The organism is Mesorhizobium sp. B2-3-15, assembly GCF_006442875.1.
Lineage (GTDB): Bacteria > Pseudomonadota > Alphaproteobacteria > Rhizobiales > Rhizobiaceae > Mesorhizobium > Mesorhizobium australicum.
Map to the genome: position 1 here is coordinate 88,726 of NZ_VFVO01000004.1, position 23,782 is coordinate 112,507.

A 23,782-nucleotide genomic window follows, 5' to 3' on the forward strand; every position below is an offset into this window, starting at 1 on the left:
TGAGCTCATGCGACAGGGCAGCTCCCAAACCACCGATATCGGGCAGGCAGCTGGCGCGCCAAAATCCGCCCAGCCGCCAGCGCTGGAGACGGTAGCGCTCAACAAATGGTTCGGCAGCTTTCACGCTCTGAAGGACGTCGATCTCGTTGCGGCGCAGGGCGCGCGGATTGTGATTTGCGGTCCCTCCGGATCGGGAAAATCGACGCTCGTCAGATGCCTGAATGGCCTGGAGACCTTTCAGAAAGGCGCGGTTCGGGTCGGTGGCGTGGATCTCAGTCGAGACCACAGGCAATTGCGGAGACTGCGGCGCGGGATTGGCATGGTGTTTCAGCAGTTCAACCTGTTTCCGCATTTAACGGTGATGGCCAATTGCACCCTTGCTCTGAAGCGCGTGCTCGGCCAATCGAAGACCGGCGCCGCAGGCATGGCGCTTCACCATCTCGAACGGGTGAGGGTTGCCGACCAGGCACACAAATATCCCAGCCAGCTGTCCGGCGGCCAGCAGCAGCGCGTCGCGATCGCTCGCGCGCTGTGCCTGAATCCCAAGATCATGCTGTTCGATGAGCCGACCTCTTCGCTTGATCCGGAGATGGTCAAGGAGGTGCTCGACGTCATGACCGACCTCGCCAGGGACGGCACCACCATGCTTTGCGTCACCCATGAAATGGGCTTTGCCCGCGAGGTCGCCGACCAGATCGTTTTCATGGACCAGGGACGCATTGTCGAGCTCGCGTCCCCGACAACCTTCTTCACCGCGCCAAGCCAGGAGCGGACGCGGCTTTTCCTGGACAAGATGCTTCGCTGAATGGAGAAGGTAGACATGGCCGCTGAGACACGGATCTGGACCCCGGTTGACTACGAGGCCGACGGCAAGCAGTCGGACTGTCTGAGGCTGCCGCATTCGACCGACCTGTCCGCTTACGGTTTCGTACCCATACCGCTGGTCTGCATTAAAAATAGCGGCGGTCCAACGGCGCTGCTCATCGCTGGCAATCATGGCGACGAGTATGAGGGCCAGATCGCCCTTTGCAAGCTCGCCCGCGAGATCCGCCGTGACCAGGTTTCGGGGCGGCTGATCATCCTTCCGGCGCTTAACTTTCCCGCCGTCGCCGCCGGCCGCCGGGTATCGCCGCTCGACCAAGGCAATCTCAATCGTACGTTTCCCGGCGATGCCGCCGGTTCGCCCACCCAGATGATCGCCCATTACGTGTGCGAGGTGTTGATCCCGATGGCCGACATCGTCGTTGATCTTCACTCTGGAGGGCGCTCACTCGATTATGTGCCGAGCGCGCTCGTGCGGCCGGGGCGGACCGCCGAGGAACATGAACAACTGCTGCGTCTATTGCGGCTGTTTGGCGCCCCCATAAGCTTTGTCAGCGATGGCACAGGGGGTGGCGGACTGACCACCCTGGCGGCGGCGGCGCAGGACAGGGGCGCGCTGGTTCTAACCACCGAGCTTGGCGGCGGTGCGACCTTGTCCAAAGAAGGTCTGGCGCTCGCCGAATCTGGATTGAAGCGCCTGCTGAAAGGCCACGGAATCTTGCGCGAGGTCGTCGTCCAACCGGCTCCGCCGACGCGGGTCATGACCGTCAAAGGCCATAGCGCCTTCGTCTACGCCCGCGAGCGCGGTATCTTCGAGCCGGCCGCCGATATCTGCGATGAGGTGGTCGGCGGCCAGCTTGCCGGCCACATTCACTTTCCCGACCTGCCGACGCGCGAACCCGAGACGCTGCTCTTCGAAAGCTCCGGACTCGTCGCGTGCCGCAGGGCGCCATCGCTTACCGAGCCCGGCGACTGCCTGTTCAAGGTGATGGCCGACCTGGACGCCCGACCAAATCGGCTGGCACATGCTTAGCTCGGAGCCTCGGCTCAATCCGCGCGTGAGTGGGATGCGCTGTATTCGCTGCCACGCCGTGTTTGCCGTGGCGGATTACTTCGAAGGTTGCCCGGCCTGTCTTGAACAGAACATGCCGGCAAGCCTGGCGATAGAGTATGAGGAATTCCCCTGCTGCCTCGAGCGGCCTTCTGAATGGCAGGTCTACCCGTCCTGTCCGACCTTGGGTGAGGGCAACACACCTCTGGTGGGGATGGACGAGCTTGCACATGAGGTCGGCGTCCGCGCGCTCCATGTCAAGAACGAGGGCACCAATCCAACCGGGTCGCACAAAGACCGCATGAGCCGGTTTGTCGTCCAGCGCGCGTTGCAGAGCGGCGCCTCGACGGTTGCCGCCGCCTCCAGCGGCAATGCCGGCGTGTCACTTGCCGCCTACGCGGCTCAGGCGGGGCTCGACTGCGTGATCGTCACCACGCCTGAGATGAACCCGAACTGGCGGCGAGCGATCGAAATGCACGGCGCGACCTTGCTGGCCGCGCAAACACCGCAACGCCGCTGGCAGGTGCTCGCCGATCGCGTCCGCGCCGGCGACTGGTATCCGGCCACCAACTTCATTGTTCCGGCAGTAGGCAGCAATCCGTTCGGGGTGGATGGCTACAGATCGCTTGCTTTCGAGCTGTTTCTTCAGCTTGGCGCCCAGGCATGCAGCGACGTTGTCGTTCCGACATCGCGGGCGGATCTGCTTTGGGGCATCGCGCGCGGCTACCGCGATCTGCAAAGGTCCGGTCTCAGCGGCGAGCCGCCCCGCATCCATGCCGTCGAGCCCTTCGCACGCATATCAAGGGTACTTGCGGGCGCCGATTACCGCGGCCACTTCGAAGGTCATTCGGCTTTGACGTCGATCGGCGGATCAACGGTCACCTACCAGGCCGTTGAGGCGATTGCCGCGTGCGGGGGATCGGCAGTTGCCGTTGAGGAGGAACCGACCTACGACGACCAAGCGCGGCTGGCGCGCTACGGTCTTTATCTCGAACTGTCGAGCGCGGCAGCCTTGACCGGCTTGCGAAAGTTGGTCGCGCAGCGCACGGTCGGGCGGGAAGCCGCGGTCGTGCTGGTCGGCACTTCGAGCGGCGCTTCAGAATATCGCGCTTTTCCCAACGCCATTGCCTCTACAGACTAGTCTAGCAGAGCTTCGTTGCGGCTTGCGGTCACATCAGGGCATTTCCGCCTTATGCAGAACGCGCTAGACCAGCAACGGCGATGATCATCTTCAGCCTGCCCGCAGCCGATCGGGCTGTCTCGTCTGGGCCGCATTTGGTGTTCCGCGCCGAACGGCGGCTTGCGCCTATCCCGCCCGTTCACAGCGCAAGCTGAGCACCCTGTGGGTGAACGGCCGCGTCGGCGGCTGGCGGCACTTCCACCGGGCTCTGGTGCTCAAGTGGGACAGAACGGGCCCAGAACGGCCATTGGCGGTCAGTACCAATATACGCTAGAGGTTGGCGCCGGAGTTTCGCCGCGCTTGGCGCGGCAAACCGGTGCCCGTCCGCGTTGGGGACGCTCGGACCTGGGAACCGACCATGGAGCCCAAGGAAGGGGCTGACACGTCAGCCAACCTGTCGCCTGGCATTAGCGATATCGAGGGGCTAGTTCAGCCCCGCGACCGGCATCGAACAGGGCGCGATTTGCGTCCCCGACAGCGGAGAGCTTACCCACTTGCTCCAGTGCCGGGATACAGATCGTGTCACCCTGCCGCAGGCCAGCCAAGGATGCGTTGACGACGTCACCCGGCTCCATCACCGGCACATTGGGCCTGAGGACCGGCTTGCCGTCGATATCATGGAATTCTGTCCTGACGACGGCGGGACAAAGCGCCTGGACGAGAATACCTTTGCCCTGCAGTTCAGCCGCGAGAAGCTCGCTGAACATCGTGATGAAGGCTTTGGTGGCGGCATAAACCGAGCGCTTCGGCATGAACGGGGATTTCAAGCTTCCACTGAAGCAGAGCAGGGAAGAGACATTGATGATGGCGCCTTCGCCGCGCGCAATCATCGCAGGAAGTGCCGCATGCGACAGACGCATGACCGCAGTTACCTGCACCGCAACCTCTTCCTGGGCGCGGTCGATCGAGAGGTCGACGAAGGGCATGTAAGTCTGGAACCCGGCATTGTTGACGAGTAGCGACACGTCCCCGGCCTGGATTCGCTGCTCCACCATGTCGAGGCCATGCGACTGCGCCAGATCGGCGACGATGATTTCCAGCGGCCTTGATCTCGCGGGCTACCGACTCGAGCCGGCCCCGTCGGCGGGCGACGAGCACGATGTCGTAGCCGTCGCTGGCCAGGCGCTCGGCAAAAGCTTTGCCGATTCCTGAGGATGCGCCGGTAATGACAGCGACGCCCAAAGAACTCCCTGTGGAATTGGTCACGTCCGTCCTCCTAATGTCCCAGTGCCGATGAATTGACCCTGATTGTCCAACACTACCGCTTGCGGTCGGTTTTGTACTGGCCAATCTCGTCCTGAGCTCAGAGCGATGCTGCTCCTTGAAGACAGGATAGGGCTTTCTAGCGCGGCCATGCCGACAGCCACACGTCCCGAGTACACACGGACCGCGCCTGACACCGCCCTTGATGAAGCCAAATCAAGTGTGGCATTCACACGGCCGTCGCACTGTCCGGGTTTCGTAGCTTTCGAGGAGGAAGGTTATGTTGTACCCTGGTCAGTGCTGGGGCCTTGCGAGATCGATATGCTCTCTCACGTGTGCCGTATTGTATTCACGAGAACCGCACGCCCCTTGACTCGCAGCAGGCCTAGCGCATCGCGTCACACCTGCTCAAGCTGTTTTATCAACGGTCTGATAACCGAAGAGGAACTGCTGGACGCTGAAAGGAGCCGGTCGGACGGCTAAAGCAGCCGCTCCAGCATTCGGAGCTCCGGTTCCCGGTCGACCGCGAGCTAGGTAGCGCTCAACCCCTGGGTGCACATCTGCTCAGTCTTCCCACTGTGGGCCATTCAGAAGGCCGCCGCGGTGGTGCTGCGGTGCACGCCAAGGCGCGGGACGAGGAGCTGGGCAACTTCCTGGCCGAGGTGCAGATGGCTCTCGGCCACAACGTTCCGGGGCGAGGCCAGGAGCGCACTTGTAGCTTCCGGTAAACCGAGACAGAGCGGATACTCACCTGGTGGGGGTAGAGAAAGCTCATGCCGCCCCGGCGGCCGACGCGTTTGTTGTCGCGCATAGATCAGCCTAGACCCCTGGTGCTGCGAAACGCAATATATTAGCAGTAGCTTGACGAAATGGTTGGCCGCTCCAGAGTCATAGTTATGGCAAAGGGCATCAAAATCGGCGACGAGGTCGTAATCACCGCCACCGTGCGCAAGCGGGTCACTGAGGACCGGGTGAGCGTTTCCATCCCCTCCTATGGCCAACCCCACTCGGTGATCGACCACACAACGAAGGTACAGAAGGGGCAGCATATCGAGTTGATTGGCAACGTCATCCACATCGACGAAAACAGCGTGACGGTGAACCTGGGCGCTCCAGTCACAGTCGACGCCGCTGTCGTCAGGCTGGTGAGCGCTTACAAGCCGCCAACCAGAAGGGCGCCGCTGGACAAGCCGACATGACGCCGGCCCGTTGTGCATCATCCTGCCCGCACTTGCCGCTGGTGGGATCTCCCAAACAGGGCCGGAGCTAAGCCATCCTCTCATCGTTAGGGCGGCCAACGTATAATGGATGGTCCATGATGCATGACGGCAAAGTCCTAGTGGTCGAAGACGAGCCTGTCATATTGCTTGACCTCGATTTCGCGCTGACCAACGCCGGCTTCAACGTCGTTGCTACCAGCAACGCCGCAGGCGTGATGAGCACCACTATGGAAGAAGACATACAAATGGCCAGAACTGGAGAAGCGCGAGCGCTTGGGCAGCATCGCAGCCCAGTTGGTCATCGTATCCGGCCCAACCAAGGGCGGCGCGTGAGCTGCGCGACTACCAGAGACCCATCCCGACCAAGCGTGAACGTTGGTCCGATGCTACGGCCGCGACTTCTTCGCCGATCACCGTCTCAGGCGCGATCGACTAACCGGAGCATCTGCCTTTCACCACCCGCCCGCTGGATCACGCCGGCGGGCTTTTTTGCTTGCGGCGGGAACCGATTGTATCGGCCCAAGTTCATTCGGTGGCGCCCCTCGACACCCCCCGGACAGGAGCGGCGGAGAGTTGGTCGAACAGCTTTCAAACAAAGCCCGCCACTGTCCCCTCAGTGGCGGGCTTTGGTATGTTTAGCGCGGCGAGGTGGACTTGAGTACCTACCTGAGACAGCGGCTCGCTGAAATCAAAGCTGCTCCCAACTTCGCAGGCGCCTGCGAGCTAAGCGCCGGGCTTCGCTAGGCTGGGTCTCCGCTGCCTCGCGGGGCTATGCATCGAGCGGGCATGCCGCCGGCACGCTGCTTAGTCAACGCCCAGATCACAAGTCGACCCCGGCGCGGTGCCTTTGGCACCTGGAATCGGTCGATATGCGCCGGCAGGTTTGTTCGTCTGATTGCCAGGCGGAAGTCTCGAATCCGCGTGCAGCGCATTTCATTGCTGATCCATACCCATCAGAAGTCCGGTCGTTGCGCATCTTCGAATTCCGCAATAGGGAAGTCGAGGGGACAATACAGGAGTTACAATTGACCAATACCGAGAGCTTCGACCCGATAGGTCTGACGGCCGAGATCGTGGCCGCCTATGTCCAGAACAATCCGGTGCCGACCTCAGGCTTGCCTGATCTGATTGCCAGCGTGCATGCCGCGCTATTGAAGCTGGAGCAGCCGGAGATCGCCGCCAAACCAGCGCCGGCCGCTGCTGTAAACCCAAAGAAGTCGGTCTTTCCCGACTACATCGTCAGTTTGGAGGACGGCCGAAAATTCAGGTCGATGAAGCGTCATTTGGGTCTGCTTGGCATGACGCCCGATGAATACAGGGCCAAATGGGGCTTGGCCAAGGACTATCCGATGGTCGCGCCAACCTATGCCGCCCAACGGTCCGCCTTGGCGAAATCGATCGGGCTCGGCCGCAAAGCCGCCCCGCCGCCCAAACCGGTGCGGGCGAAGCGGAAAGCGAATGCATAAGCGGCAGGGCGTTCACTGTCCGGCGCCTGGTTGAGGCGCCAGGCAAATGAGCAACGGAGCGATCTCTCCGTGCTTGAGCAAACCCACGGACCGGATGAGTTGATCGAGCTCGGCACGCGAAAGGATGTCGCGGCCGAGGTCGTGCAGCTTTTCGTCTAAGGCCAAGTCATCCATCGGGTTGTTGGCGTCGCCCAGCGGTAGGGGCACGTCAATGACGCGCTCGCGCGCTCCAGCAACCATGGTCACTCGCGCTGGCGTGCGCCGCGGAAAAATCCCCGCCAGGTCGTGGGGGTAGCGGATTTCGACTTTCGCCGCGAGCGCCACCACCTCCGGATCTATGAGCGAGCACGGACGCAAGGGGCGGAAGGCGGCCGCGCCGCGCAGTGCGGCCAATGCCGCGGCGAAAGGCACCGAAAACTGTCCGCCTTCGAGCGACTTCGGTGCGATTTCGTTGGGCAGTTTCCGCGCTTCTGGAAAGATATCCACGACGAGGCGGTCGATCGGCATCCCTGGATCACGATCCGCAACGAGCGCGAGCACGGCATCGATGACCGGGTGCGTATAGCGGCAGGCGGCGTAAGGTTTGAGGTAGGTCTCGGCGATTAGCCAGCGGCTGCCAAGGTCGGCGGTGAGGGCGCCGACCTCATAGGCGTGGGCCCGGTCCAGCAAATCGATCGAGCCGGTCATGCCGGCCCCGGCCCGGTCGGCGGCGAAGACCGCCGAGACCGTCGACCACGGGCTGCTGCCCTTGACGGAGCTTGCCTGGCAATCGCCTTGCGGCAGGTTTTGCGGCGCTTCGGCGCCGGCTATCGCGAGTGCATGGGCGAGCTGGTCGACTTGCATGCCGCGCAGCCATCCGATGGCGGCCGCGACGCCGAAGCCAGCCCACTGGCCGCTGGCAAAGCTCATCGTATCGGTGAAGCGGCGGGCGGCGGCGATGCGCAAAGCAACATCATAGCCTAGCGCGGTCGCGGTGAGCACATCACGGCCATCGCTGCCCAGCCTTGCCGCTTCCATCAGCACGGCCGGGACGATGGCAGCACCCGGGTGACCCGCCGCAAGGCAATGGCCGTCATCGACGTCGAGCGAACTCGCGGCCGCGCAATTGGCAAACAGGGCGCCGAGCGGATGCAGGCCGGCCTCGGCGAACCAGGCATGTGCCGCACCTGCTCCAAAACAGGCTCTGGCGGCAATGCGCGACAGCCGCGCATTGTCGGTCGGCACACCGCCGAGGAGAGCCGCGATCGTATCGAGAATGGCGCGTTGGGTCTTCTCGATGACCATATCAGGCTGGTCCCGGCGCCCGGCATCACAGACAAAATCGGCGAACCGCTGCGTAGCGAACCGCATTGCTTCCTCCCTGTCGATAAGCATATACCTGGTATACCTGAATTGTCGAGATGAAAAGCCGGGACTCGAGGCGCCGCTCAGCCGTAGCCGGGTGGAATCCTCACCGTCAGAATGTTTTGATCGCCGATTGGGCCGTGGAGGATTTGACCAGTGTCGCTGAAACCCGCTTTGAGATAAGCCGATTTCGCCGCGGCATTGCGGATGTTGACGGCAAGCATCAGCTGCTTGACGCGGGGGCGTTTCCGCCGGACCCACGAGATCGCCAGATCCATTCCGGCGCGGCCGTATCCCCTACCTTGCAAGGTGCGACAAACGCGGAAACTGTGCAATGTGACCGCGTCCTTTGGCGCCCAGAGGGGCAATGCAAGTCTCTCGCGAAGAATGAAGAAGCCGACCGTCTTGTCGGCGGCGACAATGGCCAGGGGGTGCTCAAACTGCGGATAGCGGCTGTTTTGCAGTCCGTCAAAGACCACATCCACGTCGCCGGCGAACTGCTCCTGCTCAGGATCGAGCAGCAGCGTCTTGATGGCAGCCCGATCGCAGAGCGCCACGCGCTGCAGGCTGATCCGATCCAGGCGCGACACGATCGACGAGGCTCGCGCATTCCCAATTGCCGTCGCGCCCGATGTCGATGGCGATCTCATGGGTTCGTCCTCGCTTCACATGGCCCGGTCAGCCGGCGATCATTGTCGCTGGATATCGATGGGGGCTAGTACGGCGCCGTTGCATCACAGGATTGCGCAGCTTGCGGCGGTATACAGGCCGGCGAGACCCGGAAGAGGTGGCGGACCGGCATGGCATGTGGGGCGCCGACCACACCCCGGCCATTGCATCACCGGCGCACGAAAGCCTCAGAACCCATTGCTTTGTCCGCCGCCCGGGTTAAGCCCATCACCGGCCCGCTCCAGGACTTGTTGCAGCGTCCTGCGCCTCCAGGAGAAGCGGGACCATGCTGACATCGGCTCGCTCGGCGCGCCCACAGTGATCGGGAAGGCAGGCAGTGGACTCGGCCAGCCAGCAATCGTTGCAAGCCATTGCTGGTCGTAGACAGTCTCGACATAGCGGTGGCCCTCGTCTGGAAAGAGCACGACCACCTTCTTGTCGGGATTGTTGTGAGACCACCATTCGGCAACCCTGTAAGCGGCGCCACTGGTCGGGCCCATGAAAAGCCCGTGCTGGCGATGAAGCTGATGGGTGGCTTGGAAGACCTCCACTGGCGTCAGCCAGTGGACCTCGTCGAACTGGCTGTGATCGACATTGGCCGGAAGGATGTTGCCGCCCAGACCGCTCAGGTTGAGCCTGCCGCTCGGCTGGCCAAACAGCACGCTGCCCGGCGTATCGACGCCTATCGCATGCAGATCGGGAAACAGCGTGCGCAGGTAATGCGATGTGCCGCTCATCGAACCCCCCGATCCGACCGGACCGACCAGGCAGTCCACCTTGCCGACCCTGTCGATCAACTTTTCGGCGACCTTGCCGTAGGAGCGCGCGTTGTCTCGATTGTCGTACTGCGAGGGCCAGTAGCTGCCGGGAATATCGCGCAGATACTCGTGCAGACGATCGAGGCGCGCTTGCTGCAGCCCGCCCGCAGGCGCCGGGGTGTCGACGATCGCCACCTCGGCGCCGAGTTCGATGAGGCGCCGATGAAGATGGCGATCGAGCGCCCAGTCGCTGACCAGGATCAACCTGTAGCCGTGCTGAACCGCCAGCATGGCGAGGGCAAGGCCAAAGGTACCGGACGAGGATTCGCAGATTATCCCTCCCGGTCTCAACCGTCCCTGTTCGACGGCGCGTTCGAGCATGAAGCGAGCCGGTAGAAGCTTCATTAGGAAGAAAGAGGCGCTGAACAGAGTGGCGCTGAGCGGAACGAGGCGAGGACCCTCGAATTCTTCCAGCCTGCGCATCAACGTGTGGACAGACATCATGCTTCTCCCCTGGGCCCAGAGTGGTCAGTGACGGTAGACTGCCGGGTCGAAACCAGACCCTCTCAAAGCGTCCGCCGCGCCATCGATGTTTGCCGAGGCCTTTGGATCGAGCGCATCGAACATCAGTCCGACGACCGTGCCACTATGGGCGACCTGGACACCTACGGCATCGAAACGGCAGCCAATGGTTTCGATCTCGTCCAGACCGGGCTTTGGCAGGAAGCGCTCGTTGATGCGCGCGCTTGCCGTCGCAACTCGGCCAAGCATGCGGACATCCGCATGCTTGATGGCCGTGCGCAGCAGGCTGCGCAGCGGCCGGAAGGTCTCGATTTCCGAGGCATCGTAGCGCGCCGGCTGGTATTCGAGTGTGTCGACGGTCACATCCGGCGTTGTGTCGACGCTGATCAGATCGACCGGAGGCAGCGGTCTGCGGAAAGCTTCCAAGACGATCCCGTCACGATGGGCGAACAGCACCGCCTGTTGTTTGAAGAGGGTGGAGTCACAGGCCGTCTCGGCGCTGACCGCGATGCGCATCACCTCGTCCGACGCCGCCTCGATCTCCAGCCACCCCAGCACGGCCTGGATACTCGCCAGCACGTCGGCCGTGGACGATCCCATGCCGCGGCCGACCGGGACGTTGCTGTCTATGACGAGATTCCCGCCGGTCCCCCTTTGGCCGAACCTTGCGATGGTCAATTCCGCGGCGCGCCTGGCTTTGTCGCACGATACCGGCGTCACAGCCACGAGATCGCCGTCGCCTGGGCTGAACCTGGCCCTGGATTGCAGCTGACGGCAGGGGAGCGAGACCAGCGCGCGCCGCAGCCGAGCGCCGTCGTCCTCGAACAGACCCTGAACCAATTCGCCGTGGTGGCCGACGGCCACGCCAAATCCAGCTCCGTCCAGCATGAGACGACCTCCTAAGAACAACGTATTAGATTATACTGATGTAAATTCTTACCGAGACTTTCATTTCAGACACCGGCGCGCAACAACAAACAAACTAATCTTTTGTGCTATATACGTTACATCTTGTTTGTTCTAGAATGTTAAGAGCATTAAACCCAATCAATAAAGGAACACGGCGACCACTCCAAAATATCGGGGTTACAGGCGGCGCATTAGCCGGGAAGTGGAAGCTGCGGGGATGATCAGGACGGACTGCGTGCCAGCGCGTATCCGGCAAGCCTGACGGTTCGGATGGCGGCGTCCCCAGAACATTGGCTAAGCTGCTTTCGCAGCTGGGAGATGTGGACATCGACCGTGCGAGCGCCGACGCCGCGGTTACGCGCCCAGGCAGCGCCAATCAATTCGGCACGACTGAGCACTCTCTCCGGGTTCTCCAGCATGTGACGCAGCAACTTGAACTCGATCGGCCCGAGCGCGATCTCCTTGCCGGCGCAAGAAACGCGATGGGTATCGAGCCGCATTTCGACATCGGCGTAAGCAAGTGGTCGGCCATCCTGCGTCGCTGGCTCTGGTGTCAGGGCGATGGCGAGCCTGGAGCGCAGGTCCTGGAGCAGCTTGGCTGGCGCGAAAGGCCTGACAAAACACTCGTCGATCCCTGACTGCAAGAGATGGATGAGCTGCGCTTCCGCGCCCGCATGGACCAGGGCCACACAGGGGATGGCGCCCACCGCGGTATCCTGCTTGAGCCGGCCGCTTTGTGCCGCCAACTGGTTGTCTGCCCTGCAGTCCAGCAACACCGCCTCGATGGGTTTGGCGCAGACGAGCGCCAACACGTCCTCGATGGAGGCGGCCAGCATGGGAGTAAAACCGTCGACCTCAAGAATGTGGCTCAGCAGAAGATAGAAGTCGGCATCCTGCGAGCAGATGGCGATCAATGGCTTCATGGGGCCGCCAAGTCTTGCGCCCGCGATCCAGTGCAGCTTCGCAGATCGAATTCGTCGCGCCGGCGGCAAGGATGATAGATTCGATCGGCGATGGTAGCAACTCCTGATCAAAGCTCATGCTGGGTTCGCCGCTTCAAAACGCGTCATTCGGGCGGATGAATGAGGCATCAATCCTACCTATTAGAGGCAGAAGCCAACAATTCATGAAACTCTTCAAATTGGCTTGGGAAGTTATGGGCCAGATAGCGCACCACCCTAGAATTATCCATCATCTGGTCAAAATAGCGGCCGGCTGCCAACAGTTCCAGGCTTACGAAGCCACGTCGCTCCACGGTACTCAGAAACTCACTGCATAGCATTCCGAGTTCTTGCGTCATCGTGCTCAGTTGATCTTCAGACACATTCGCAATCATCGTCGGATGGAAACCCGGGGCCAGCAGTGCATGCGGCGTAAACGCGACAAGGATCTTTGCGTACGTGAACGTGACCCGTTCCATAGCAACCATTAGTCGAGCAATTTCCAATTGCCTGGTCGGAAGCACATGCCGCAGCAAGCCGAAGATTTTCACCCTCACAGGGCAATGCTGGAGAAAGTCGAGGACGTCCTGACAAATCCCACTGATGGGTTGCCGGCCTGCGCTTCTCTTGGAAAGCGATCCGCTAATATGCCTTGCTGCGCCCGGTTCGAACGCGGTACATTGCAATCTCTCAGCCAAAAGTTTTGGTATAGTGGCGAGCCCCTCGCACACTAGCAATGAGCGAAACCTTTCATCACAAATTGTCAGGCGAAACGCTTCAACCAGACGGCCCAGACGCTGCTCTGCTGCTTCTGCTTCTTCTATGAAATCGCGCTTGCGTCTACAGACCACCTCATAGGCGACCAAGAGCGTTGGCGTGAAGAGCTTTTGCTTTGACCCTGGCTGATCATCAGCAAGATTCTGGGCGTGTCTCTGATCACTGCCAAGCAAAGCTCGGTAGGCCGCATCGCGGGTAATACGATACTTCGAACTCACAATATGTTCTCCACACTTGCTCGCCCTGCCAGCCTGGTAAGTGGGGTTAGGGAGGGAAACAGGTAGGTATCCAGCTGTGCTCCATTATTAGCGAGCAAGGCTGGTCTGCCGACGATTTTGGACGCAGGCGCAATCAGGTAATCGCGAATGACCAGGTCACCAGGACTCATCCTGATCAAGGTGAAAATGTCGGCCACCGACTGGCGCTGAGTGTCCATAGACCAGAAGGCATATCCGTGGTCGGAAGCGCGGCAACGTGCGATTTCGATCGCAACAGTGAACTCGTCGTTGATCCGCAAGAGGTCGTTCTGTGTGTCGTAAGTCGCCTTTCCGCCAATCCTTTCGATCGCGTCCAGCAGGTCCCCTATTGCTTGCGCGCGCACCGACGCCAATCGCTCTTTCGAGGTAATAAACTGCCAGTTCTTTGGCGGCTGATATCCAATCAACTCGTAGGCCTTCAGGACGCTTCCAAAGCGATAATGATATTGGCTAGCTGCGGGGCAATCCGCCGCAGCGTTGATGATGGAACTAGACAAGGCGCCTTCGCGCGCCAGGACCTTTTTCAGTGCAGCAAGCATCTCTTCGTTGGTCACCCTCAGATGCGCATATAGCGCTCTGTGAATGATTTGCGCCCGATCGAACAGATTGCGGTCAACAATGGGCTCAAATACGCCTTCCGCTCGAACCCACTGTTCAGAAGGGTTGCTTACTGCCTTTGCTTTTAGCTTGCGAGAGCGCCTGTTCCAGACATTTGTCCCAATGTATTTTTCGTTAGTCAGAACTCCGCGCACCGTTTCCCGCTTCCATGGCCGACCAAGGTCCGTCAGCACGCCGCGCTTGTTCAGCAGCCTTGCCAACTCAAGCTCTGTCAGGTGGTTTTTGACGAACTGACGAAAGATCCAGCGAACCGTTGCAACCTCTTTAGGCGGTCCGGGCACCAGGATCGTTCTGTCTGTGTGCACGCTCTTTTGCTCGTGTTCGGAGAGAATGAGTTTGGGACGTCCTGAATGGTCGATCACCTGGCGTCTTAAGCCGAGTCCTGGCTTACCACCCTGTCGGAACCCCAGCCGGATCAGCCTTGCTTGGCCTATAAATGTCTTTTGCGACAGCATGCGACTGTGTTCGGCCGCCATGCTTCGTTTGATGGCCTTAAGGACATCGGATCCGATGCTGCCGTCGTTCAAGAACTGCTCGGCGCAGAATTCGATCCGCACGCCAGCCATGTGGCAACGATACTCGTAGGACGCGCTTTCATCTATGTTCTGGAAGCGTCCCCAGCGACTGACATCATAGACTACGATGGTTTCGAAGTCGGCACGCCCACTCTCCACATCGGCCAGCATTTGCTGAAGGCCGGGGCGACCGCCCAGGCTGAGACCGCTCCGACCGGCGTCCTCGTAAGTGGCAACGATGTCGTATCCCATGATCTCAGCATAGTTGCGGATGGCATCTTTCTGGTTGTCAATCGAGTAGATCTGGTGCTCTTTCGACATGCGCAGATACTGAGCCGCGCGCACGATGCGCCTTTCAGGGAACTGGGCCGCTGCTACTTTGTCCATCGCCTCGCGCCATGGTACTCGCGTCCATAGTAGAGGGCCGCGCCGCCTGCGATTTGGTTAGGGAAACCTATCCAGTTTGTGTCGAATGCGAGCAGCCGACAATACGAGATGTAGCTGTGCGCAACTATATCGGCCTGACTCACAAGAAGCGGGGATCTCGGTGTGTCGTTCCCTGACGTTCCTGGCGTTGTCACAGCGGCCAGCAGCCTGGACGAGGCGGTCGTCACAACCGAGGAGGCGCTTGCTTTCCACGTTGAAGGGCTCGTGCAAGACGGCGAGGCCATACCGGAGCCGTCATCGATCGAGCAAGTGCTTGCCGGTGGAGATTGGGGCGCTCTCACCACAACTACAGATCGGCCGGTAACGCCCGCCCATCTTTGCATTTGGACACCACGGTCTTCAACGGTCGAGAAACCTTGATCTACTTCGTGAGAAGTCACGCCGCCGTTCCGCCGCATGCGCCAGCACTTGGGCGAAAGCGCCCTGTTTCGGTCTGTTGTCAGTTCCCGGGGCTTCAGAGGAGTTCTCGTCTCATCAAGAAGGCCATCCTGGCAGCGCTTATCACCGCAGCCCTTGCCGGCTGCGAAACGCAGACCGAGGGCCAGCAACGGGCCACCACCGGCGCGCTCGTCGGCGGCGCTGGCGGCGCGCTGCTTGGCCAGACGATCGGCGGCAACACCAAGAGCACCGTGATCGGCGCCGTCGTTGGCTCGGCCACCACCCCGCAGCGCCGCGAAGATCAGCAATGCCGCTACCAGGATCGCTACGGCCGCATCTATAACGCGCCCTGCGACGACCAGTATTACAATGGCAATTATTGATTAGCTTCCGACTGAGGGAGTCGGCGCGCAATGCCGGCTCTCACGCCGTCATTCTTCTGTACGGTATGCCTGATACGACACTCTGAAGTGGCTGCATGGATTCTCTAATCGCTGGAAGCGGTAAGTCTGCTGTCGGCCCCGTTCCAGCCCTCAAGGGTCCGGCCGGTAAGAGCGCCCGCTAACTCGGCCGTCAAAACCGCGTTCGCCGATCTGCTCTCCGCATTGCGCGAGCTCCGATTGCCGCGACGCTCGTAACTCGTCTTATCGTGCCTGCCCTATACCCTCGACGGGCCGGGGGCTCTCGTGCTGGCGCCGAGCCGGAGCACTATCCGGCGGACAAGGGACGCCAGGGGCGCTCACAGCCCCAGTGCCGCAGCGACCCGTTCCTGGAAATACTGCACTCCCCGCTCATGCCGCCCCGAGAGCGGGCCGGAGCTATAGGCCCCTGCGGCATAGTTGCGATGCGTATCGGCGCAGATGGTGTAGTCCTCGCGTACCACGGCCAGAGTGCCTTGCACAGATTGCGCCCTGCTCTCGAATGCTTTTGCAGAGGTGTCGGCAAAGAAGAAATGGTAATGCTGGTCTGTGTGATGCGGTGAGGTCGGGTTGATCCGGCTAACGTTCATGCCGCCATCGAAAAGCGATAGTGTCCAGTTCGGCCACATCCAAAGCCATTTGCCGCGATAGAACAGACCGTCTTTCGGAGGTGCGGTCATCCGGACATAACCGGGATGGGCGGTGGTCTGGAAAGCTTCGAAGTCGATGGCAGCGTAGAACGAGGGATGCGTGCCAGGGATGTGGTAGCCTTCGACGAAATTGTCGGTGTAGATCTTCCAGTTCGCCGCAAAGCTGACAGTGGCCTGATCGGTGGCGGCATAGGTCTCCAACGGCTCGTCCGCCAGTTCGGCGGGCAGAGAGCCAAGTTGATCCAGAAGACTTTCCTTCGGGTCGAGTGCCGCGAAGAGCAGCCCGCGCCATTCGGACAACTGCACCGTCTCCAGCGGCCAGTCTTCGGCGATGATCGCGGGATCCTTGCCATACCATGGGGCCTGCACCAGCCGTCCGGTGTCGGCAAAGGACCATTTGTGATAGGGACAAACGATCAGCCCACATTTGCCCGCGCCATCGGCCAGAAGTTTCGCCCCCCGGTGGCGGCAGACGTTCTTAAATCCGCGCAAGGTCCCGTCCCGGCCCCGGATGGCGAAGATCGGCGTGCTGGCGATGTCGATGGCAAGGTATTGACCGGACGTCGCGACCGAGGCGACAGGCCCCATGAACTGCCAGGTGTGCGCGAAGATGTTGCCCCGTTCCTGCTGCCAGATATCATCGCGGACATAAAGCGAAGGGTCCAGATTCAGGCATTGCACGGGCGGAGTGTCGAGTGGCAGGTGGTTGGGCCGCAAGGTGTCTGGCGTCATAGGCTAACCTCGAATTGCTGCAATCCTGTCGCAAGCGGGGCGACATCGCAAGGGAATTGGCTCTGCTGCGCACAGCCTGTAAGCCGGCGTGTAATTTTGCTTTAACAGATTTGCTGGAGTTGCGGTTCATTTCCAATTCGCCGACCTAGTTGTCGACCGCGATCAACACGTCGGATGCCTTAACCGCAGCACAGGTTCCAAGCCGACGTCGCGGCCAGTTCGTCGTCCGCCTGATGAACGGCCGGTACAAGAATGGTGCGGTTCGCTCGCGAACGACGAAGGATGGGGTCAGCTGACAAGGCAAACTTCGCCCGATGGACTGTGAGCTCGAACGGCAGCTTACCGACGAGCGCTCCCTAGAAGGAGACCGTCCGGATACGGCCCCGATCCGGACATTAGGTGGGGACGGGGATCTTCCAGGTGCGTGCCCTATTACCGGCGCCGGGCGTCAGATCAGGTTTTAAGCCCCGGCACGACTCTGAAACAATGGCTGACCTTGGCTCAAATGTTGCGCCGAGAAGGCGAGTCCGAGTGACGTCACGCCGGGGTATACGCTGACGTTATCGCACTTCGGTCGCTATGCCGGTTGCTTAACCGCATCTTCAAAGCGATTATTTCCCGCGCAAGCATGATGACCGTTTGGCAGCCAGCTCTAAACTGCTGAAGGTCATCTAGTTCGTCGACGGGCCAGAGCGATACTTGCTGTCCTTTCGCTTCGACACCACGCCCTTCATGCCAGCCTGCTCGACAAGGTGGAAAATGCTGGGGGCATCATCAGGCAGCGCCTGACTGAATTGGATGTGCTGTCCTTCGGGAATCATCTCGGCAAGGATCTCGCGGCGATCTTCCAGCGGCACGTCGCGGAGATCATGGCCGTTGACGTGCAGGAGATCGAAGGCGGCGAAATAGAGGTCGTGCTGCCGGCTGGTGATTGCCTTGCGCAGCGCGCCGAAGTCGGGCAGGCCGCATCGTTCAGGACGATGATCTCGCCGTCGATGATAGCGCTCTCCACCTCGAGGTCGCCGGCCGCCTTGGCTAGATCGCGATATTTCGCCGTCCCGTCCAGTCCCCGGCGCGTGAAGATCCGCACGCCGCCCTCGTCCTTGACGATTTGCGAGCGGTAGCCGTCGAACTTCACCTCGTGAATCCAGCCCACCCCCTCGGGAGGTTTCTCGACCAAGGTTGGCATCAGCGGCTCGATGAACTTTAAACCCATGCACTGGACCCGTGGAACGCGTATTCAATAAGCTTGCCGACCCCCTAACGGGCGAGGTGGCGTGCGTCGTCTCGACGATGGCCAAGCCAAACGGTCTAGCCTTCTCGCCGGACGATGCCACCCTCTATGTCGGCGACACCGGCATCACGCACCAGAAGGACGGGCCGCGGCACATCCGCAAGTTCGCCGTCGAAGGTGCGACGCTCGGGGGACTCGACGTTTTCGTCACCTGCAGCGCTGGCCTGTTCGACGGGTTCAGGGTGGATACGGCCGGACGTGTGTGGGCGGGCGCCGGCGACGGCATCCACTGCTTCGATCCCGACGGCATGCTGATCGGCAAGATCCGCATTCCAGAGACGGTGGCGAACCTCACCTTCGGCGGCGCCAAGCGCAACCGCCTGTTCATTACGGCGCGGCAGTCGCTCTATTCGGTGTTTGTCGTCGCCAATGCGGCAGCACGAGCGTGAGTTGGAAGAGAGAGATGTTTTGCTATGATGTCAGACGCCTACGCGCTGCTTCCCGCGAGCTTGCGCCTGTTCCGCATGCGCTTCCCGCACCTGCGGCCTGGCGCTTACCTCGGGCACACCCACGTCCCACCAGGCGTCGCCTGGTGTCCAGGTGAAAGCATCGGACACCAGCGTGATGACCGTCGTCCGGTCCGTTCCGAGTGCCCAATCGACGGCTCGCGCAAGGTCCGCGAGGCTGTCGACACGCCGGGTGAGCGCGCCCATCGACTCGGCGTGCTTCACAAAGTCGACGCTGAACGGCTCCTTCACTCGGCAATCCTTGATCAGGTTGTTGAAAGAGGCAGCGCCCTTAGCATTCTGGAGACGATTGATGACGGCGTAGCCGCCATTGTCGCAGACGATTACCACCATCTTATGGCCCGACAGGACCGTGGAATAAATGTCCGAGTTCATCATCATGTAGGTGCCGTCACCAATCATCACGATCGGGGTTCGCGTGGGATCGGCGAGCGCGGCGCCCCAGCCGGCGGCAATCTCGTAACCCATACACGAGAAGCCGAATTCGCAGTCGAACGTATTGGGCGACTTGACGCGCCAGTTCTTCATGACCTCGCCCGGGAGGCCCCCCGCGGCCGTGATGACCAGGTCTCGCTCGCCTGCGCGTTCATTCACTATGCCGATGACCTGCGCGTAGCTGGGGACGGGCTGGTTGGTCGGCTGCTGATACCCGTCCAGCGCCTTGTTCCACTTGGCGAACTCTATTCGGCCCTTCTCGGTCCATTCGCGTGGTGCTTGCCACTCTGCGAGTGACTGCCCCAATTCGCTGAGCGTGGCGAGAGCATCGCCTACCACGGCCAAGGCACGATGCTTGGTCGCGTCCCAACGGGCAGCGTTGATGGAAATGAATTTGGCGTCTGTTGCGAAAGCGCTCCAGGAGCCGGTGGTGAAGTCCATCAGCCGCGTGCCGACGGCAACGATCACGTCCGCTGAAGCGGCAAGCGCGTTAGCCGAGGTCGAGCCTACGATGCCGATCGGGCCGACATAAGCAGGATGATTGTGGCTTACGGTACTTTTGCCGGCGATCGTCTCACACAACGGAATGCCGTGGGTGAGGGCCAGGTCGGCCAACACCTGCTCGGCGCCGGAGTAACGGGTGCCGCCGCCAGAAATGATCAGCGGGCGCTTGGCTGCCTTCAGCAGCTTCACCGCTTCAGCCAACCGATTGGCGTCGGGGCGCGGTCGCGGGATCGCGTGTACCGTCTCCGCGAAGAATTCCTCAGGGTAGTCCCAAGCCATCTCCTGGACATCCTGCGGCAATGCGATGAATGCCGGACCGCAATCGGCCGGATCCAGCATGGTGGCTACCGCCTGGGGGAGTGAGGAGATTATGCCTTCAGGATGGACGATGCGGTCCCAATAACGGGTCACCGCCTTGAAGGCATCGTTGACATTGATGGTCGGATTGCCGAAGTGTTCGACCTGCTGCATGACTGGGTCGGGGCGGCGATTGATGAAAGTATCGCCAGAGAGCATCAGCACCGGCAGACGGTTCGAATGGGCGACACCGGCGGCGGTGACCATGTTGAGGGCGCCGGGGCCGATCGACGTCGCGGCCACCATGATTTGGCGGCGGCGCTTGGCTTTAGCGAAACCGATTGCCGCGAGAGCCATCGACTGCTCATTTTGCCCGCGCCACGTTGGCAACCGATCCTGGACCGCTTCCAGCGCTTCCGATAGGCAGGTGACGTTGCCGTGCCCGAAGATGGCGAAGACGCCCGGAAAGAGCGGAACTCTCTCCCCGTCGACGATCGTGAACTGATTGCAAAGATAGCGGACCAGGGCTTGCGCCATGGTCAGACGGACGAGTGACATTTGATTCCTCCGGGCATCGCGGCAACTCACACCGAATGATGAGTTCAATTCTTATTGCAAAGTTTGATTTTTTGCAAGCATCATTGCAATTAATGGCAACGGCAGAACCGGATCACGGTTTTTCGAGTCGGAATTCTCCGCTGGTAAACCCAGCGTAAAGAAGCCATCATGCAACGAAAATTGCAAGGATGTCGGTCGTGGAAGAGAAAGTCAAAGCCCCAAAGGACTACGAGGAACTGATCCGCTTGATCCACGATCGGTATGAGCAGATGAGCAAGTCATACCAGAAAATAGCCTTGTATCTCACGCAGAACCCGAATGACGTAGCGGTGCGATCCGTGACCGCAATCGCTGAGAGCAGCGGCGTTCACGCATCGAGCTTCGTGCGCTTTGGCCAAGCACTGGGCTATGAGGGTTTCAAGGATCTTCAAACCCTTTTCCAGAAGCGATTGTCCACCGCGGCGCCCGGGTTCGAAGCGCGTATCAAGGCGCTGGAGACGGAACTGGGGGCGCGAACCGACCGCAGCGAATTCGCTCTGATGCATGATCTGGTGGTTCGTGACATCGCCTCACTGCAGGAGATGCTGACAGCTATCCCGCCGGAGGACATGGCCGAAGCCGTCAACCTTCTGGAGAAAGCCGACGTCATCTATCTTATCGGACAATTGCGCTCGGCGCCCGTGGTCGAACTCCTGCGTTACATACTGACGATGCTGGGCAAGCGCTGCACGTTGCTGGACCCTGGCGGCGGGCTGGCCACGCACATGGCTCGTGCGATCCGCCCGCAGGATGTGCTTTTCGCGGTGTCGTTCCGGTTCTATGCAAATGAGGTCGTGAATGTCGTGGAAGAGGTTGCCAGCAGGGGCATTCCCATCGTGGCGATTTCGGACAGCACCCTGTCCCCGTTGACCAAGGGCGCACGCGTGCTTTTTGCTGTCCCAGAGCACGAATACACGTTTTCAAGATCGCTTGCGGCCCCGATGTGCCTTGCTCAGGCGCTAACCGTAGCGCTGGCGGCGCGATTGCAGAACAACGGCGTTGACCCGCGCATCCCGATAGTCACCGGGCAATAGCTCCTACTTCGCAGATTGGGTTCCAGTCCTCTTCTTGCCTCTCACCATGGTAGAGATGTTGGCGGCGGCAGCATGATTTCGATTGCAGAGCAGGCAGATGATGCGGTCTGCCCTCGCAATGAAATTTGCAGATCGGGTCTCTCCTTTAAGAAAATTGAAGGCGAATTGACTCACAGATCGTTGCAGAATATGCAGGGACTGCAATTATCGTTGCGGATCGAATTAAGGAGCACCGCTGGGCGCTGGATCCCGCGCTGAAGCTGTCGTTCTCGACCAGTGGCGTCAACGCATGCGGGCATTGAGGGCTTGATCATGTCAGACATCGTCCTGAAGACCGAAAACCTGACCAAGCGCTATGGCGGCGTGCATGCGCTTGAAGGCGCCAATTTCGAGCTGCGCAAGGGCGAGCATGTCGCCATCATGGGTGACAACGGCGCCGGCAAGTCGACCTTCGTGCGCCAGATCACCGCCGTCGAGCAGCGGACCAGCGGCCAGGTCTGGTTCGATGGCAAGGAAGTGAATTTCGCCGGTCCGATCGAGGCCCGCGAGGCAGGCATCGAGACGGTGTTCCAGAACCTGGCGCTGGCCGACGACCTCGACGTGCCGTCGAACCTGTTCCTCGGCCGTGAAAAGGTGCTGTTCAATCTCGGGCCATTCTCGATCCTCGACCGCAAATACATGCGCAAGGCAACCGAGGCGGCGCTGGTCCGCACCGCGGTCAAGATCCCCAACCTCTCCAACACCATCCGCCATATGTCGGGCGGCCAGCGGCAGTGCGTGGCGATTGCCAGGACGGCGACCTTTGCCTCCAAGCTGATCATCATGGACGAGCCGACGGCGGCTCTCGGCGTGCAGGAGACGGCGCAGGTCGAAAACATCATCCGCACGCTGAAGGACAATGGCGAGCCGCTGATCCTGATCAGCCACAACATGCGCCAGGTGTTCGACCTTTGCGACCGCATCGTGGTGTTCCGGCGCGGCCGCATCGTCGCCAATCTGCGCAAGGAAAATACCGACGGCCAGGACATCGTATCCTATATCACCGGCGCCAAGACCGGCGAGGCGGAGTTGCAGGCCGCCTGAGAATGGAAAAGACGTCTATGGCGCAAGAACCCCTGGCGCCGGCATCGACCAGATGGCGGCGCCCGGACCTGAGCTGAACTGGTGATGACGCAAAACTTTCAATCCGTATGTTCAGGGATCAGCCCTCGACGGTGTAGCCCGCCAACCCCATGACGCGCAGCAGCTCGCGATGGCCAATCCTGGCCATTTCCAGCGGCGGGCTCTTGATCGGATCCTGCTCGGCCTCGACGACAAACCAGCCTTCATAGCCGTGGCCGGCGAGCCGTTTGACGATGGTCTCGAAGTCGAGCGAGCCATCGCCCGGCACGGTGAAGGCGCCCTTGACGACCGCGTCGAGGAAGCTTTCGCGGGAGCGATCCAACCCGTCGATGACGGGCTGGCGCACATCCTTGGTGTGAACGTGGCTGATGCGATGGTGGTGGTTGTCGATCACGCGCAACACGTCGCCGCCGGCAAAGGCCATGTGGCCGGCGTCGTACAGGAGAGGTAGCGCCTCACCGGAATGCTTCATCAATAGGTCCACGTCCTGCTCGGATTCGATCGGTGCGGCCATGTGGTGATGGTAAGCGATTGGCATGCCCTGCTCGGCGCACCATTCGGCGAAAGCGGTTATTTTCCGGCCATAGGCCTTGATCTCCTCTTCGCTCAGGCGACGACGGGTGGCGAGGGGCGCCGAACGGTCGCCCTGAATTGAGCCCGCGGTTTCGCCATAGACGATACAGGGCGCGCCCACGGCCTTGAACAGCGCCATCTGTTCGGCAATTCGGTCCTTCTCGCGGGCGATGTCGTCATCGAGCAGCAAGCCCGAGAACCAGCCGCCGCAGACCTTCATGCCACAGGTGTCGAGGATCGGTCCGAGCACGTCGGCATCCATCGGGAAGCGACGTCCGGTCTCCATGCCGGAGAAGCCGGCCTCCCGCGCTTCTGCAAGGCATCCCTCAAGCGAAATGTCGCCACTCAGTTCCGCAAGATCGTCGTTCCACCACGCGATGGGCGCGATGCCAAGCTTGGCTTTCATGCTCTGATTTCTCCTTCCACAGGGAACGCAAATGGCTGCGTTGCGATCTATTATGAAATGTCTATTGACAAATCAATAGATACTGCAATGATTATTGCGATACGGTTTTAGGGAGGACTGCGCCAACTCGCGCAGGGCACGCAGTCCATCGGACACGCCGAGGATCAGCGCCGCC

At 60.9% G+C, this 23,782-nt stretch carries 22 protein-coding genes and 2 pseudogenes; 10 read left to right on the top strand and 14 right to left on the bottom strand.

All coding sequences use genetic code 11. The annotated features are described in order from the left end of the window. The first annotated feature begins 7 nt into the window (after positions 1 to 7). From FJ954_RS09935 to FJ954_RS09945, 3 genes are read left to right on the top strand one after another with little or no spacing between them, the layout of a single operon-like run. On the top strand, positions 8 to 805 hold the full coding sequence (locus FJ954_RS09935) for an amino acid ABC transporter ATP-binding protein (RefSeq protein WP_140619988.1): 798 nt from the start codon (positions 8 to 10) through the stop codon (positions 803 to 805). 15 nt (positions 806 to 820) lie between these two features. Further along, on the top strand, positions 821 to 1,855 hold the full coding sequence (locus tag FJ954_RS09940) for a succinylglutamate desuccinylase/aspartoacylase family protein (RefSeq protein ID WP_140619987.1): 1,035 nt from the start codon (positions 821 to 823) through the stop codon (positions 1,853 to 1,855). Continuing rightward, the gene (locus tag FJ954_RS09945; RefSeq protein WP_140661246.1) at positions 1,848 to 3,014 is read left to right on the top strand and encodes a pyridoxal-phosphate dependent enzyme; all 1,167 of its coding nucleotides are present in this window, start codon (positions 1,848 to 1,850) and stop codon (positions 3,012 to 3,014) included. Before FJ954_RS09940 ends, FJ954_RS09945 begins: the two co-directional genes overlap by 8 nt. 446 nt (positions 3,015 to 3,460) lie before the next feature. Here FJ954_RS09945 and FJ954_RS31800 read toward each other — a convergent pair whose 3' ends face one another. Continuing rightward, complete coding sequence (locus tag FJ954_RS31800; protein ID WP_348641131.1) at positions 3,461 to 4,093, bottom strand: SDR family NAD(P)-dependent oxidoreductase; 633 nt, start codon at positions 4,091 to 4,093, stop codon at positions 3,461 to 3,463. Between the two features lie 1,059 nt (positions 4,094 to 5,152). On the opposite strand from FJ954_RS31800, the gene FJ954_RS09960 reads away from it, so the two are divergent. After that, a complete protein-coding gene (locus tag FJ954_RS09960) occupies positions 5,153 to 5,455 on the top strand; it encodes a hypothetical protein (protein ID WP_140619981.1) in 303 nt (100 codons plus the stop codon). Positions 5,456 to 5,592: 137 nt separating this feature from the next. Here the strand turns inward: FJ954_RS09960 and FJ954_RS09965 are convergent, their stop codons facing one another. Next, a complete protein-coding gene (locus FJ954_RS09965) occupies positions 5,593 to 5,778 on the bottom strand; it encodes a hypothetical protein (RefSeq protein WP_140661248.1) in 186 nt (61 codons plus the stop codon). Between the two features lie 723 nt (positions 5,779 to 6,501). Here FJ954_RS09965 and FJ954_RS09970 point away from each other — a divergent pair. Further along, the gene (locus FJ954_RS09970; RefSeq protein WP_246681056.1) at positions 6,502 to 6,942 is read left to right on the top strand and encodes a MucR family transcriptional regulator; all 441 of its coding nucleotides are present in this window, start codon (positions 6,502 to 6,504) and stop codon (positions 6,940 to 6,942) included. A 12-nt stretch (positions 6,943 to 6,954) separates the two neighbouring features. Here FJ954_RS09970 and FJ954_RS09975 read toward each other — a convergent pair whose 3' ends face one another. The 7 genes from FJ954_RS09975 to FJ954_RS10005 all read right to left on the bottom strand — a co-directional run bounded on the left by FJ954_RS09975 (position 6,955) and on the right by FJ954_RS10005 (position 14,639). After that, positions 6,955 to 8,292, bottom strand: a complete 1,338-nt coding sequence (locus tag FJ954_RS09975; RefSeq protein ID WP_181177790.1) for an MmgE/PrpD family protein — start codon at positions 8,290 to 8,292, stop codon at positions 6,955 to 6,957. A 77-nt stretch (positions 8,293 to 8,369) separates the two neighbouring features. Continuing rightward, a complete protein-coding gene (locus FJ954_RS09980) occupies positions 8,370 to 8,936 on the bottom strand; it encodes a GNAT family N-acetyltransferase (protein ID WP_140661251.1) in 567 nt (188 codons plus the stop codon). Between the two features lie 207 nt (positions 8,937 to 9,143). Next, positions 9,144 to 10,214: a pyridoxal-phosphate dependent enzyme gene (locus tag FJ954_RS09985; RefSeq protein WP_140661252.1), complete on the bottom strand. Its 1,071-nt coding sequence runs from the start codon at positions 10,212 to 10,214 to the stop codon at positions 9,144 to 9,146. Positions 10,215 to 10,241: 27 nt separating this feature from the next. Then, complete coding sequence (locus FJ954_RS09990) at positions 10,242 to 11,099, bottom strand: GHMP kinase (RefSeq protein ID WP_224720270.1); 858 nt, start codon at positions 11,097 to 11,099, stop codon at positions 10,242 to 10,244. A gap of 266 nt (positions 11,100 to 11,365) precedes the next feature. After that, positions 11,366 to 12,136, bottom strand: coding sequence for a response regulator transcription factor (locus FJ954_RS09995; RefSeq protein WP_181177791.1), 771 nt, complete (start codon positions 12,134 to 12,136; stop codon positions 11,366 to 11,368). A gap of 104 nt (positions 12,137 to 12,240) precedes the next feature. Next, positions 12,241 to 13,080: a plasmid partitioning protein RepB C-terminal domain-containing protein gene (locus FJ954_RS10000; RefSeq protein WP_246681045.1), complete on the bottom strand. Its 840-nt coding sequence runs from the start codon at positions 13,078 to 13,080 to the stop codon at positions 12,241 to 12,243. Beyond that, positions 13,077 to 14,639 (bottom strand): recombinase family protein, encoded by a 1,563-nt coding sequence (locus FJ954_RS10005; protein ID WP_140661255.1) that lies wholly within the window; start codon positions 14,637 to 14,639, stop codon positions 13,077 to 13,079. The genes FJ954_RS10000 and FJ954_RS10005 overlap by 4 nt, the downstream gene beginning before the upstream one ends. Before the next feature lie 116 nt (positions 14,640 to 14,755). Between FJ954_RS10005 and FJ954_RS10010 the strand changes: the two are divergent. Together FJ954_RS10010 and FJ954_RS10015 are read left to right on the top strand one after the other, a co-directional pair. Beyond that, positions 14,756 to 14,957, top strand: a pseudogene (locus tag FJ954_RS10010) (type II toxin-antitoxin system HicB family antitoxin); the annotation flags it as partial. A 215-nt stretch (positions 14,958 to 15,172) separates the two neighbouring features. Continuing rightward, positions 15,173 to 15,460, top strand: coding sequence for a glycine zipper 2TM domain-containing protein (locus FJ954_RS10015; protein WP_140661381.1), 288 nt, complete (start codon positions 15,173 to 15,175; stop codon positions 15,458 to 15,460). Positions 15,461 to 15,816: 356 nt separating this feature from the next. Here FJ954_RS10015 and FJ954_RS10020 read toward each other — a convergent pair whose 3' ends face one another. The 3 genes from FJ954_RS10020 to FJ954_RS32345 form a co-directional block, all read right to left on the bottom strand. Beyond that, positions 15,817 to 16,878 carry an aromatic ring-hydroxylating dioxygenase subunit alpha gene (locus FJ954_RS10020; protein WP_140661256.1) on the bottom strand — a complete coding sequence of 354 codons (1,062 nt, stop codon included), beginning with the start codon at positions 16,876 to 16,878 and terminating at the stop codon, positions 15,817 to 15,819. A gap of 671 nt (positions 16,879 to 17,549) precedes the next feature. Then, positions 17,550 to 17,810 carry a hypothetical protein gene (locus tag FJ954_RS32340; protein WP_348641132.1) on the bottom strand — a complete coding sequence of 87 codons (261 nt, stop codon included), beginning with the start codon at positions 17,808 to 17,810 and terminating at the stop codon, positions 17,550 to 17,552. Next, positions 17,696 to 18,094 carry a hypothetical protein gene (locus tag FJ954_RS32345; RefSeq protein ID WP_348641125.1) on the bottom strand — a complete coding sequence of 133 codons (399 nt, stop codon included), beginning with the start codon at positions 18,092 to 18,094 and terminating at the stop codon, positions 17,696 to 17,698. Before FJ954_RS32345 ends, FJ954_RS32340 begins: the two co-directional genes overlap by 115 nt. A gap of 38 nt (positions 18,095 to 18,132) precedes the next feature. On the opposite strand from FJ954_RS32345, the pseudogene FJ954_RS10030 reads away from it, so the two are divergent. Further along, positions 18,133 to 18,561: pseudogene (locus tag FJ954_RS10030) on the top strand (SMP-30/gluconolactonase/LRE family protein); the annotation flags it as partial. 30 nt (positions 18,562 to 18,591) lie between these two features. Here FJ954_RS10030 and iolD read toward each other — a convergent pair. Then, positions 18,592 to 20,433: a 3D-(3,5/4)-trihydroxycyclohexane-1,2-dione acylhydrolase (decyclizing) gene (gene iolD, locus FJ954_RS10035; protein WP_140661257.1), complete on the bottom strand. Its 1,842-nt coding sequence runs from the start codon at positions 20,431 to 20,433 to the stop codon at positions 18,592 to 18,594. Between the two features lie 197 nt (positions 20,434 to 20,630). On the opposite strand from iolD, the gene FJ954_RS10040 reads away from it, so the two are divergent. Both FJ954_RS10040 and FJ954_RS10045 read left to right on the top strand, forming a co-directional pair. Next, the gene (locus FJ954_RS10040) at positions 20,631 to 21,506 is read left to right on the top strand and encodes a MurR/RpiR family transcriptional regulator (protein WP_246681046.1); all 876 of its coding nucleotides are present in this window, start codon (positions 20,631 to 20,633) and stop codon (positions 21,504 to 21,506) included. Between the two features lie 312 nt (positions 21,507 to 21,818). Continuing rightward, positions 21,819 to 22,589: an ATP-binding cassette domain-containing protein gene (locus FJ954_RS10045; protein ID WP_140661259.1), complete on the top strand. Its 771-nt coding sequence runs from the start codon at positions 21,819 to 21,821 to the stop codon at positions 22,587 to 22,589. Positions 22,590 to 22,707: 118 nt separating this feature from the next. On the opposite strand, the gene iolE is transcribed toward FJ954_RS10045, so the two are convergent. Then, positions 22,708 to 23,607: a myo-inosose-2 dehydratase gene (iolE, locus tag FJ954_RS10050; protein ID WP_140661260.1), complete on the bottom strand. Its 900-nt coding sequence runs from the start codon at positions 23,605 to 23,607 to the stop codon at positions 22,708 to 22,710. Positions 23,608 to 23,782: the final 175 nt, after the last annotated feature.